The sequence below is a fragment of the Prosthecobacter sp. genome, assembly GCF_044226605.1.
Lineage (GTDB): Bacteria > Verrucomicrobiota > Verrucomicrobiia > Verrucomicrobiales > Verrucomicrobiaceae > Prosthecobacter.
Genome location: NZ_JBGAGS010000025.1, coordinates 44779 through 57921, shown reverse-complemented (window position 1 = coordinate 57921; position 13143 = coordinate 44779). Strand labels below are relative to the sequence as shown.

The following is a 13143-nucleotide window of genomic DNA, read 5'->3' as shown; positions in this document are numbered from 1 at the left end:
CTTTTCCACTTACGCCCGCCTCATGCCCACCTCCACAAATACCCCCACGGCCAATTAAGTTTTGCTTTAAGACATATCCATGCCAAAGGCACCCGATACCACCCAAGCCAAACGCCTTAACCCATGATCAAAAGCACACTTATCGCCTGCGAAAAATCGGGAATGCCGCTCGAGCACGCACCCTGCTTTCAGGAAGTGGCCAATTTCACCCAATGCGTCATCGCCTGCCGCTCCGTGGGCAAGGCCGCCACCGGCCTCATCTTGGAAAACTACGCCTCCAAAGGGTTCCACGTCAAAGCCAAGTCCTGCAACTGGGGCCCCATGGCCGGCTTTGTCCTGAGCGATCCCCGTTTCACCAAACGCGCCGGCTCCAGGGAGGCCCGTGAAACCCAGCGCAAGGACGTGCACTCGGCACTCAACGGTGCCAACCCGGCCACAGAATTCCCCGTGTACATCACCGATGACCGCCGCCGGCACCTCGAGCACCACGGCTACATGGTGCGAAGCGGCGGCACCATCAATGAAATGATCTACAAAGCCAGCCCCAAAGGCGGCAAGGAAATGCAGTTCGTGCTGAAGCGAACCATGTCCGGCCCGGGAGCAGGCCCGCTCCAGCTGTGGGCGGTGTGTTATGGCCAGGCGGAGGTCGCGCTGCCCTCCAGTCCCACGGCACCCAACCGAGCCACCAGCAAGTCTGACCTTCTCCCTGTGATGGCGCTCGTCGATCCCCAATGCCCGGGCCATCTCCTCAACACCTATCGCTCAGCCATGACCGGAGACTACGACCTCTGGGCCGTCTTTCCAAAAAACGTCAATTATCAGCCCCATTACGTCGATCAGCGCGCCGTGCCCGGCTCCAACCGCTTCGTTCTCCCGATCCGCAACTTCACTGCGCACGAAGATCCGCACATGGGAAACATGACCCCGCGCGTTTCCCGTGTTAAAGACTACCTGAATCAGCGGCTCTATGTCGCAGGCTATCGCGGTGGGGACATGGTGCATCACAGCGATGAAGCCGGACGCCCGCTTGTCACCGACGTGGAGCTGGAGTTCATCGCCTTCATTCCCGGCGAGTCCCAGGCCCGCTTCATCGAAAACATCACCGACCTGAAGATGTTCTTCACTGAAGTCTTTCCACAGTACCACATCACCTTCAATCCCGGCTGGCAGCGCCAGCTCGGCTTCGCCACCACCCAGCAGGGAAACTGGGAGGCCTGAGAAGCCCCGCACCGCCTCCCCCTGCAGGTCGGCCGTGTTTGGCGTCGAGGTCACCCCATGCTCCAGCACCCCCTCCGCCATACCGCCCGACTTCGAGCACGCCCGTACGCCACGGCGCCCGCCTGGATCTGCCCGCAGCTTCCGTATTGATACGCAAATCACATCGCCGCCTTCTCGCACAACCATTTTCCGGTATAAAATACCACCCCGTATTCACCGCAGCTCGGAAGTATGCTCCTTCAGATACGCCACCAGCTTCACGTACATCAGCGGAAACGCCTCATCGATCCTGTCATTCACTTCCCTGAGCCGTTTTTCAAACTCCGGCGTGGCATCCTCAATGGCTGCCATCTGCACGTTGCGCGTGGCCCGGTCTGCCGGCACCTCCCCCTGCGGAAACCAGGCCGCAACATCCTTCAAAGCACCGCTGCATTCCCCCGCCCCCATCTCATCCAGCGCTCGCACCGCATGATAAAACAGGTCGCCTGACGAGTTGCTCAGGTATTGCCACACCGTGCCATTGAGCACCTCATCCCGCAGCCTCAGCGCCAGCACCAGCACCTGCTCAGCCCGTGAAAGCTGCTCAAACGTACGACCACGTTTGATGCGCGAATAGAGCTCACCGACCGCCCATCTGGCCTTGGGCTGCTCAAGAATCTTCGCCGGCGTCCGTCTCCACCACATCATTGGATCGTCAGGATACCTGGCCCCAATGATTGTCCACTCTTCATGTAACCCTCCGTCACAGTCTCCGGATGAAGAGTGGTGAAGGCGCATCCGCAAAGCCCCTTCCCAAAACTTTCAAACGGCAACGCAGCCCCCATGATCACCTCACCATCCCGGTCCGAAACACGCGAAATGCACGACACCACGGCTCGTTCGAGTCCTGGCACCAGGAGCGCCACGCGTCGCAGCTTCATCACTTCACTGGCCGGCAGCCTGCTCTGCCAGTGCGCCAGCAGGAAGCCCGATGTGTACCTGCCAGTCACACCCACGAAAGGTTTGCAAAAACTGCTCAGGCGCTCTGCCCTTTCCATCACACGCCCTTCCGGCTCGGGCGCTGCGTGGGTCCTTTCAGACAGCGAGGCACAGGTAGATTTTCAAATGGATTTCAGCCAGGTAGGGACCCCGCAGGATGCGATGGCGTGCCTGATGGCCACTCCCCTGGCCATGCTGGGTGTCATGGCCTACAATCGCACCTACAAGCAACCTTCCGAAGCGGAGCGTGATCAAGCCAGGGCCCTTTCCCAGGACCATCAAAATGCGGCGGACTGGATCAAACATTACCAGTCCGGGTTTAAGACCGCCGCCGTGCAGCACGGAGCCTCCTCCGTCCGCATCGTCCCGCCACGTCCGCCTCATCAGCCGGCCGCCAGTCTTTCGGATGTCGATACCTTTCCCGACCTCGCAGGCACCGGAGTGGATGCCGTGATCGACCTTCACCTCAGCTGCCGCTTTGAAGGCACCCGCACTTTGCGGCCCGCGCTTCACACCTATTGCAACGTCCGCCGCCCCGGGAACCGCAACACCTTGTGGGAAACCGCCTTCGACACCAAAGCCCAGGAAGCACACACCCTGCGCGAATGGATCAAAAATGACGGCGCACGTTTCCGCACCACCATTCAAAAACTCCCTCAACAGGCCGCACAACAGCTCGTGTCCGCTCTCTACGCGCAGTGAAAGCGTCATCATCGCCCTGCCGCCCACAGCCACGCCGCAGCAGCCCGCACCGCCCACACCACCGCCTCCGCACACAAAACTCTTCAGCCATCAAAGGTCCTCGCCCCCCGCACCAAAATCATTCATCGTAGTGATTGCCTTGGCCCCAGCCCCCCATCCAAAACCCGTACCAAAAACTTGTAACTGCCCCCTCTTCCTGCTTCGCTCTCCGTCACGGCAGCATGAACACCTCACCCGCTTCACAGGCACGAGCCCTCGCCCTCATCGCGTCCCTCCTTCACCTCCTCATCGGCCTGCCTGCATCGGCTCAGGTGCCCAAGCTCGAGGCCCCCGTTCCCAAGGCCCCCGACTCCGCTCCCACCCCCATCGCCGAGCTCCGCGAGCTCGCTGAGAAAGACGACCCCGCCGCGCAGTTCGCGCTCGCCCAGCGCATTCACGACGGCAAAGGCACCCGCAAGGATCCCGCCGATGCCATGCAGTGGTATCGCAAAGCCGCCAACCTTGGCCACATCCAGGCCCAGATCGCCGCCGCAGATGCCTACTTCAAAGGCGACGGCGTGAAGCAGAACCCCGCCGTCGGCATGCAGTGGCTGCGCAAAGCCGCCGAGCAGGGCGATGCCACCGCGCAGGGCCGGTTTGGCCTCGCCTTTTGCGATGGCCGCTACGCCACGCGAGATCCCGAAGAAGCCCTCAAGTGGTTCCAGCGCGCCGCGGACCAGGGCGACCCCCTCGGCCTCTACGGCATCGGCAATGCCTACGCCACCGGCGGAGGCGTGGAGAAAGACGTCGCCGAAGCCCTCAAATGGTATCGCAAAGCCGCCGAGAAAAACGAGCCCTGGGCACAGACCGCCCTCGGCCAGCATTACCGCGATGGCAACGGCGTCGCGCGCGATCCCGCCGCCGCCTTCCGCTGGTTCCAGCTTGCCGCGCAGCAGGGCCTCCCCACTGCGCAGTTTCGCCTCGGCATCTGCTACATGGACGGCATCGGCGTCGCCAAAAATCCCGCCACCGGCGTCGATTGGTTTCGCAAAGCCGCCGCGCAAGACGACGCCTACGCGCAGAACCGCCTCGGCCTCTGCTACATGGCCGCAGAAGGCGTTCCCTACGATGCAGAGCAGGCCGTGCAGTGGTTTCTCAAAGCCGCCAATCAAGGCTTCCCCTACTCCCAGTTCCGCCTCGGCCTCAGCTACTGGAAAGGCAGCGGCTCCCCCCTAGATCCCGCCACCGCCGTCACCTGGTTCACCCGTGCCGCCACACAGGGCCAGGCCTACGCCCAGTACTACCTCAGCGTCGCCTGCCTTCAGGGCCGCGGCACCGAGACAGACCACCCCGCCGCGCTCGACTGGCTGAAAAAATCCGCCGCCCAGGGCTACACCCATGCCATGTACCAGCTCGGCCTCTGCTACCAAAACGCCCAGGGCGTCCCCAGAAACATCGGCACCGCCATGGAGTGGTTTCAAAAAGCCGCCGAAAGCACCGGCACAGACGGCCTCGGCCGCGATGGCGCCCAGCTCCAGCTCGGCCTCCTTTATCAGCAGGGCACCCACGTCGAAAAAGACCTCGCAGCCGCAGCCGCCTGGTTTCGCCGCGCCGGAGACCGCGGCAATGCCACCGCCAGCTACCACCTCGGCCTCTGCTACCTCCAGGGCCAGGGCGTGGAAAAAGACCCCGCCGCCGCCGCCTTCTGGCTGCGCTTCGCCGCCGAATTCGCAGACGCCAATGCCCTCCACACCCTCAGCCAGCTCTACGCCCGCGGCCAGGGCCTCACGCAGGACGCCTCTGCTGCTAGGAAATACCAGCATCTGGCAGAAGAATTCGGCGCCGCAGACCCCCGCTGCCTCCAGAGCCCGCACTACACTCCCGATCCCGTCGCAGCGGAAAAATGGCTGCTCCAGGCCGCCGAAAAAGGCACCGCCCACGCCCAGTACCTCTACGCCCAGCACTGCTCCCTGGAGGATGTGGAGCACTACCAGTGGCAGCTCCGCGCCGCCGGGCAGGGCCACTCCCGCGCCCAGTTCTGCGTCGCCCAGTGCTACCTCAAAGGCCGCGGCACCCACAAAGACACCGCCACCGGCATCGACTGGCTGAAAAAAGCCGCCGCACAAAACCTAGCCGTCGCCCAATACGAGCTCGGCTCCCACTACCGCCTCGGCTCCGGCAGCACCCTCCCGAAAGACCCCGAAAAAGCCACCGAGTGGACCCGCAAGTCCGCCGATCAAGGCTACCCGCCCGCCGAATACAGCATGGCCCTCTTTCACAGCAAAGACAGCGCCGACTCCACCCGCTGGATGCTCAAAGCCGCCGAGCACGGCCACTTCACCGCCCAGTACCGCATCGGCTACGCCCACCACTCCGGCACCGACATGCCGCTCGATCACACCGCCGCCATCACCTGGCTCCGCAAATCCGCCCTGCAGGGCCACATCCCCGCCCAGCTCGCCCTAGCCGTGGACTACGCCACCGGCACCGGCGTCGAAAAAGACCCCGCCCAAGCCTGCGAATGGTACCGCAAAGCCGCCGAGAAGGGCGACCCCGAAGCGCAGTATCAGCTCGCCCTCTGCTATCACCTCGGCCAGGGCATCGCCAAGGACGAAGTCACCGCCCTCGAGTGGCTCGTCCGCGCCGCCTATCAGGACCACGTCATCGCGCAGGATGCCCTCGGAAGGGCCTACCTCGAAAGCCAGGACTCCAGCTGGACACGCAAACCTGGCACGACAGGCCTCACCCAAGATCCCAAGCAGGGCTTCACCTGGATCCACAAAGCCGCCGAGCACGGCCTCGCCCGCGCCCAGTATCGCCTCGCCGAATGCTACAAATACGGCGAAGGCGTCGAAAAAGACCCCGCCAAGTCCGTCCCCTGGTTTCGCAAAGCCGCCGAAAAAGGCCTCGCCGAAGCGCAGTTCGAGCTCGGCCACGCCCTCTACATCGGCCAGGCCGTCAAAGAAGATCCCCCGCAGGCCGTCGAGTGGTTCCGCAAAGCCGCCGCCCAAAGCCACCCCTGGGCCCAGCACCGCCTCGGCGACTGCACCATGGACGGCTTCGGCACCGCCAAGGACCCCGCCGCCGCCGTCGAATGGTATCGCAAAGCCGCCCACCAGCACAAAGCCCTCTCCCAAAACGCCCTCGGCGATGCCTACCGTGACGGCACCGGCGTCGAAAAAGACCCCGTCCAGGCCCTCTCCTGGTACCTCCTCGCCTCCGAGCAAAAAGAAGACAACCCCACCCAAAGCACCGCCCAAACCTCCGCCAAAGCCCTCCAAAAAACCCTCACCCCAAAACAGATCGAACAAGCCAGGCGCCTGGTGAAAGACTTTCACAAGGAACATCCGCAAGAGAAAGAAGAGTGAGCCCCCTATCCACCTCCCTCCCCACCCTCCGCTCACATCATCATCCTCCTCTTCCTCCCTTTTCCGGCTCCTCCTCGTCCTCCTACTCGAACTCGTCCTCGATCAAAGCCCCCCGCCACAAACTCACACCTCAAAGCCAAAACCCGCTTCGCCACTGCGCCAGCCTCTTCGCATTGTAGTACCGGCTTTAGCCGGTACTCCTCTTCCTCCTACTCCTCCTCTTCCTCCCTTTTCCGGCTCGTCCTCGTCCTCCTACTCGAACTCGTCCTCGATCAAAGCCCCCCGCCACAAACTCACACCTCAAAGCCACAACCCGCTCCTCTACTGCGCCAGCCTCTTGGCATTGTAGTACCGGCTTTAGCCGGTCCTGCTCTTCCTCCTACTCCTCCTCTTCCTCCCTTTTCCGGCTCCCATCGCCCCCCACATCTCGTCCTCGTCCACAACCTCAGCCCATGAACCTGCCCCAGCTTCTGATCTGCCTGCTCTGCGCCACCCATTTGGCAGCAGCCGATCCATCGCTCTACGAGCAAGCGCGCGAGCTTTACAAGCAAGGACCGAGCAAAGGCCCCGAGATCGTGCGCTTGCTGCAGGAGCACACCAAGGCCAATCCCAGGGACATCGATGCCTTCACCTTGTTGGGCATCACCCTTTTCGGAATCGAAAAGCCCGCAGAAGCCCTGCCCCCCATCGACCGCGCCATTGAGCTCGCGACCGAAGAAAAAAACATCCGCACAGGAGTCATCATGCTGCGCGCACGCACGCTGTATGAACTCGACCGCAAGTGGGAGTGCAGAAAGGTGCTCGAAGCCTATTGGGCCTTCTGGCAGGACAACCCCGAATTAAAGAAGCTCTACGACTGGTACTACCCCAAAGTCCAAGACGCCAAAAGCCCGGAAGAGAAAGCGGCGGCCAAAGCCTAACCCGCCCCCTCAGCTCCACTGCAAACAACAGGCCAGACATGAATGGCACTCGCTTACAACGCATAAAGCGTTGTTTGATCAGCCAGCCTCCGATACCACGCGCCAGCTTCCACCCGCGAAATCATGCAAAAAAGATTCATCACCACTTCAGCATTGGCGATTGGAGTCGCGCTGCTCGCGATCACCCTCACAAGACCACGCAGCCAGAGCAGTCACGTTTCTGAGTCACGCATGAAGGCGTTCCGTCTTCTCACGCAAGAGATGACCGAGACCATCCACAGACAGCACCGGTCTGAGTTTCTCGCCATGTACAACGCCTTCAAACCCCATGAGAGCCAGCGGGCCGAGTATGAGCAGACGCTGGTCTTCGCCGCCGTGGGCGTGTACGATCAGTTCTTCATCGACTTCGTCGTCGCATCAGGCGCAGACATCAATTGCCGCAACGAACGCGGGCAGACGTGCCTGGAGGCCGTGGCGCGGCGGAGCGACGAAATGGACGCTGCGGAGCAGCTTTATCATCTTGCCCAGTTAGGACTCAACGTGTCCCAGCCAGACAATCACGGCGAAACATTGGGTCATTATGCAGCACGGAACAACCGCGCGGGGCTGCTGTTGTGCCTGCCCGACAAATTCAAGAGCCTCATCGACGCTCAGAACAGTCTCGGCCAGACCCCGTTGATGATCTGTGCGGAATCAGGCATTGTGAATGCCGCAGCAGCTCTTCTGCATAAAGGCGCCTCAAGAACCCTCCGTGACCGCGAGGGACGCACTGCCCAGGATTACGCATCGAAACTTCAGATCAGAAATTCAGAATTCGAAATGGGAGTTTCTCCAGAGACAAAGAAAAAGTTTCTCGATCTGTTTTCCAACCCTCCCCCGATTGATGAAATCTTCAGAGACAAAACGACTGAAGACAAATCTGGCAAGGCTCCAGAACCCAACTTAAAACCATAGCAATAGCCAGACAAAATGGATGCAGCCTGCAGCTTGCATGGAACCTGTCGTATCCTCAACGCCATTTCCATCGCCCTCCAGCGCTGTCACCTGCACCAAATTTAAAACGCAGCCAAAAAAAAGATGCCACGACGCCGCGAACTCAAGTCGATTGCAAGCGGTCTTGCGTCACATTGTGTCAGCCGGAACAATGATATCGGTGGATACTGGGCATTGGGCGTCATTTGCAAGTCAGCCTTTGAAGCCGGAACCGATGAAGTTCGCTTAGCGATCATGTCCGACGATCCCGTTCCTGATCACCTGAAAGCATTCCGCAAATCATTTCGGGAACGCGTCTCCGACCAACACCCGTGGAGTCACCTCATTCAAGACATCGTGGTCGAATTCAGATTTGAACCGCATTCCATGCATCCAATTCGAGGACCATTGTCTCGGACCTTCTGCACAATCCACATGATCGACGATCTGAATGTTTCGAGAACCGCGACGGCATCAACCTTTTGTTACGCTCATGACCCCAGGTTCGAACACAAGTCCACACGTTGCTGACAAAACGCATGCACACCACGCCTTGCATCACATCTGTCATCTCGTCGACACCCGCACTTTCCGACAACCACCTTCCCTCTCACACCACTCCCATCCCATGAAAACCGCACTCTTTCTCACACTGGCCCTCTTCACCTTCACTGCTCACTCTCAGCAGCCCGATCGCTCCATGAAGATTGAGCTGCCGAAGTCCAATCCCGATTCGGTGTTCAGCCTTCGCGAGTCAGTCCAGTTCAACCTCGTCGTCATCACCAAGAGCGTTGAGGATCAGAACACGCTCGAGCCCTTGACCGTGGACGACTGGCGCTACGACGAGCCAAACTATTTTGCTGACGGCAGAGTGCCCAATGTCGTCCTCCATGTGGAACGCAAGGAGAAGGACGGACGCTGGGAGCGGGTGCCCTTCCGCGCATCATCACAAGGCGGTGGAGCGAATCTAGAACGTCTGCATGCCCACCTTGCCGTCGAAGTCTTTCCCGGTTCATCAAAAGTTCAGATGGCGCTGGCGATGTACCTGGCCAGGAAGGCCATGGCTGAAAAGAAAACCGATGAGTCGTTGAAGCAGGAAATGGCCGAAATTCAGAAGGCATTAAAAGCGGAAACACTGGGAGAGTTTCGCCTCACCGCCACCTACACTGGCGTATCGCGCAGCGGCGGACGCGTCATCGTGAAAGCCCCGTCGATCGAATTCAAGATTCAGGAAGCCCGATGAACCGGCAGCCCGGCCCGAACTAACGAACAGCGCCCGTCGCCATGCCATCCGCCGCCATCACCGAGCACATGCCCACCAGTGCGGCAGCCGTCTTTGACCTGTTGCACGACTACTCGCGGAGGCTCGAGTGGGACACCTTGCTGCGGGAGGCTCGCTTCACTCGCGGGCACACCTCCGCGGGAGTCGGAGCGACCACTCTGTGCGTCGGCAAGCCGCTTTTCGGCATCATCGGCATCGAAACCACCTATGTGACCTTCAACCGTGGCGTCATCGCCGCCGTCAGCATGATCAACCGCCCTCCGTTTTTCCAAACGTTTGCCGCCAGCATTCGGCATCAAAACACCGGCGAAGGCTCATCTCTCACCTACCGGTTCAGCTTCAGAGCACGCCCTTGCTTTCTGCGCTGGCTGCTTGAGCCCATCATGCTCGTCGTGCTCCGGCATGAAACGCGGCAGCGTCTGAGAGCACTGTCCCGATTCCTGGCATCCACACCGAGATGACCCAACGACAGCGCCAAAAAACAGGTGCGGCCAATGGCCTCGTCATGCCTTAGGAAGTCAAAAGTAAGTCGGCACCGCAGAGACTCTGCTGTACCGGGAGCGCCGGTTTTTAACCGGCTCCGGGTGCCGCTCCGCATGCATGCAGGCAGGCGTACACCGCACCTCTCACCCAGCCTCATTTCCCTGCCATGCTCCACGCACGCTCGACATAAGCCGGTTTATAAACCCGCGCTCCCAGCCATGAGCCTCTCCGGCGGCACCACAGATCGTGGTATCAGTTCCTGGACCCGTTCTCGAAATAAATGAGCGCAAAACCAAACCCGCTCGAATCAAGCCTTGATGCCTGCCCCGCTACTTCACCGGCACCCGAAACACCTTCCCTGAATACGGGCATTTCACCTCCATCCCTGGAGCGATGCCCGTCACGTCCACCAGATGGGTCTTGTCTGAGTAAGGGCTGTACACAAACCCCGGACGTCCCGGCACCGCCATGCCATAGGGCAGTTCCACGCCACGCGGAGCCACCGCCTTTGCCACCGGCGCCGCAGGCAGCATCTCGCTCACGGCTGCAGCCGAGGCCACAGGCGCAGGAGCCCGCTCAGGCACCTGGCGCAGCGGCTGCAGCCGCACCACCGGGCGCGACCGCGGAGCCGCATCCACAAAATCCAGCGGTATGTTGAACAGCTTTCCTGTAAACGGGCACACCACCAGCATGCCCGGCTGCATGCCGCGCACATCCACCAGCCGCGGCGGGTGCGTGTAGGGCGTGCGAATGTAGCCGCGCAGATACGTCACATTCAGCCCCGCCTCATGCCCCGGCGTCCTCTCCTGCACTTTCGGCCCCGCCACCTCCGTCAGACTCGTCTCCCCCTTCGGCACATCCGTCCAGAAGCTCTGCGGCTCCACCTGGCACCCCGCCAGCCCCAGCAGCAAAACACACGGACCCACGCAGCGGCGCAGCAGAGAAAAGATAGACCAAGTCATAGGCCTCGAAGCTACAAACGGACCCGCCATCCTGCAAGCCGCAGCCGGTGACACTTGAGCCATGGGCGGAACTCCGCCTCCGCCGTGCGCAAGCCGCCCTCTGCACGCCGCACGGACTTATCGCGGGCTGCGCCGCACTCTCGACACCCCCTTCACCACCAGTTCCATGATCTCATGAATATCCTGCGAGCAGCCCAGGCGCGCGTTCTCTTCCTGGGAAAGGCCGTTGCCTTTCGCCAGCCCCGCAAGGCCGAGCTGCGCAAAAGTTTGCACCATCCCTTCCGGGTCATACGCCCACGCCGGCTTCTCAGCTTGTTTCACGAAGCGCACATGCTGCCGCCGCACTTCCGCATCCGCCGCGGCGCCACAGTGGAGGCTGGCATGCACGAGTTCTTTGGCGCCTGCGGACTGCGCATCCATGATCGCCCCATACACCGCTCCGGCCGCGCCACCATACCCGCCGATCACATACAGCGGACGCTTTTGTTTCACCGACTCGCAAGCCTCTTCAGCGATGCCCGGGTACAGCCCCTGAAACGATGCCATCCCTCCCCCCAGCACAATGCGCGCATCACATTCCTTCGCAATCTCCCCGCGCATTTCCGTCAGCGCCAGAGCATAAAGAGCGCGCCCTTCCGCTGCAGCCGCAGGCGCCGCCTCGGCAGGCACCCATTCCACCGGGCATTCCTTCAGCGTCACCTCGGCAAACATCCGGCGCTCTGCTATCTCCTCCGGCTTCAGCCTCCTCTCCTCCGCCACGGTGTATGGCACATACATCGCCACATGGTCGTGCGAAGGGTGGGAGGGGTGCTGGTACGTGTGCACGATGTCCTGCAACTGACTGCCCAGTCCATTTGGTCGCAGGTCGCCACCCCAGACCACCTTGGCACCCAGCAGGATCAGCTGGAGCGCCAGCTCATAGGTGAAGTCATCCTGATGCTTCACGCTCAGCCCCATGTCCGCCCACCGGTCGGAGGCCGAAACGGAAATCCCAATGCTCTTTCCGTGCAGCGGATTCGGGTGCTTGTCCTTCTCCTCGTCGCACACCTCATTCAGAGCACTGGCCGCCCGCAGCGCCTGCCATTCGATCAGGCTTAGAAAGCGTTTGCCCGGTATCATCCGGTGCAGCACCTCCAGTTCGCCCGGCCTCAGCGGCGGGTCCGGGTAGACAAACATCTCCACCGCTCTGCCGCTCCGTTTCTTTTTCGTGGCAGATCCGTCCATGGCCTGCAGCTGATTGTCCAGCACGTCAGGCGGGTGCAGTCCGAAAGCAGGCAGCTCCGGCGCCTTGCCAGCCACCGAGTGAAAGATCGCCTCCAGGTGGCTGGTCCGCAGCAGCTCCAGCAGCATCGCGCTCACCACCACCGCTGCATTTTCATTCCAGCGCACCACCGGCGCATTCCCCAGGTAGGGAAACAGGCGCGCCGTCTGCTGGGTCAGCGCATCCAGCACCAGCATGGGCCGCTGCTGGCGCCGCGCCTCGATGATCTCAAACTGGCACCACGGACTCTCCAGCATGCGGTCCGTCCAGATCGCCAGCACCACCGAATTCTTGATCGACTTCTCGATCGCCCCCTTCACCGGATGCCCGTGCGGGATGTCATGCATGTCAAAAAAGCACGACAGCTGCGTCTCCTCATACAGGTATTTCCGCACCTCCTGCGCGATCCCCACCCCGTCCCTCTTCGCGTGGCAGAAAAACACACCCGGCAGCTCCACCTTCAGCACTCGCAGGATCGCCGTATAAACCGACTGATACAGCCGCTCGTCGTCTACCATCTCCTCCGGTTTGCTCACCACGATGTGATTCACATCTGCAAATGCCCGTGCCACCCGCGCTGCATCCGCCTGGATGGACACCGGAAGAACGATGGCCTTCCCGGCTTGTGCGCTTGCCACCAGTTCCTTCACGCAGCCGCTCCACTTCTCACGCTTTTCAAAAAAAAGCTGGTCCACCAGCACCACCGCCACATTTTTCTCCGCCATATCCAGCGGTATTCGCGCAGGCTGTCGGCGCTTCTTCTTCTCCCCATCCTGCCCGCTCCAGTGCCGCACCGGAATGCGCGCCGCACGCGTCCCTTGCGTACCGCTGGACAGCCGCTCATACAGCCTTTCCGCAAAGACCTCCGCCGGACTCTTGATGCGCTCAGCCTTGTCGCCCTTGGACTTCGGCACCCTCCAGGCTGCCTGCTCAAACACCACATGCACCGCCAGCGGCCACCGCCGCTTTTTCACTGCGCCGCCCGCTTCGCTGTGTGCTTTTTTTGCGCGTTTCATTT

10 protein-coding genes are annotated in these 13143 nt (G+C 61.3%); 7 read left to right on the top strand and 3 right to left on the bottom strand.

The annotated features are described in order from the left end of the window. Window positions 1-123 precede the first annotated feature (123 nt). The gene (locus ACILSO_RS27000; RefSeq protein WP_395740598.1) at window positions 124-1218 is read left to right on the top strand and encodes an anthrax toxin-like adenylyl cyclase domain-containing protein; all 1095 of its coding nucleotides are present in this window, start codon (window positions 124-126) and stop codon (window positions 1216-1218) included. A gap of 213 nt (window positions 1219-1431) precedes the next feature. On the opposite strand, the gene ACILSO_RS26995 is transcribed toward ACILSO_RS27000, so the two are convergent. Next, window positions 1432-1905: a DUF4375 domain-containing protein gene (locus ACILSO_RS26995; protein ID WP_395740597.1), complete on the bottom strand. Its 474-nt coding sequence runs from the start codon at window positions 1903-1905 to the stop codon at window positions 1432-1434. Window positions 1906-2040: 135 nt separating this feature from the next. On the opposite strand from ACILSO_RS26995, the gene ACILSO_RS26990 reads away from it, so the two are divergent. The 6 genes from ACILSO_RS26990 (at window position 2041) to ACILSO_RS26965 (ending at window position 9880) form a co-directional block, all read left to right on the top strand. Then, window positions 2041-2898: a hypothetical protein gene (locus tag ACILSO_RS26990; RefSeq protein WP_395740596.1), complete on the top strand. Its 858-nt coding sequence runs from the start codon at window positions 2041-2043 to the stop codon at window positions 2896-2898. 221 nt (window positions 2899-3119) lie between these two features. Continuing rightward, window positions 3120-6245 (top strand): SEL1-like repeat protein, encoded by a 3126-nt coding sequence (locus ACILSO_RS26985; protein ID WP_395740595.1) that lies wholly within the window; start codon window positions 3120-3122, stop codon window positions 6243-6245. Between the two features lie 452 nt (window positions 6246-6697). Next, the gene (locus ACILSO_RS26980; protein ID WP_395740594.1) at window positions 6698-7165 is read left to right on the top strand and encodes a tetratricopeptide repeat protein; all 468 of its coding nucleotides are present in this window, start codon (window positions 6698-6700) and stop codon (window positions 7163-7165) included. Between the two features lie 123 nt (window positions 7166-7288). Further along, window positions 7289-8119: an ankyrin repeat domain-containing protein gene (locus tag ACILSO_RS26975; RefSeq protein WP_395740593.1), complete on the top strand. Its 831-nt coding sequence runs from the start codon at window positions 7289-7291 to the stop codon at window positions 8117-8119. Between the two features lie 718 nt (window positions 8120-8837). After that, window positions 8838-9380: a hypothetical protein gene (locus tag ACILSO_RS26970; protein WP_395740592.1), complete on the top strand. Its 543-nt coding sequence runs from the start codon at window positions 8838-8840 to the stop codon at window positions 9378-9380. A 41-nt stretch (window positions 9381-9421) separates the two neighbouring features. Continuing rightward, window positions 9422-9880, top strand: a complete 459-nt coding sequence (locus ACILSO_RS26965; protein ID WP_395740591.1) for an SRPBCC family protein — start codon at window positions 9422-9424, stop codon at window positions 9878-9880. 351 nt (window positions 9881-10231) lie between these two features. Here ACILSO_RS26965 and ACILSO_RS26960 read toward each other — a convergent pair whose 3' ends face one another. After that, window positions 10232-10864: a hypothetical protein gene (locus ACILSO_RS26960; protein ID WP_395740590.1), complete on the bottom strand. Its 633-nt coding sequence runs from the start codon at window positions 10862-10864 to the stop codon at window positions 10232-10234. 117 nt (window positions 10865-10981) lie between these two features. Then, entirely contained in the window at window positions 10982-13141 is a 2160-nt protein-coding gene (locus tag ACILSO_RS26955) for a TIR domain-containing protein (RefSeq protein WP_395740589.1), read from the bottom strand. Window positions 13142-13143: the final 2 nt, after the last annotated feature.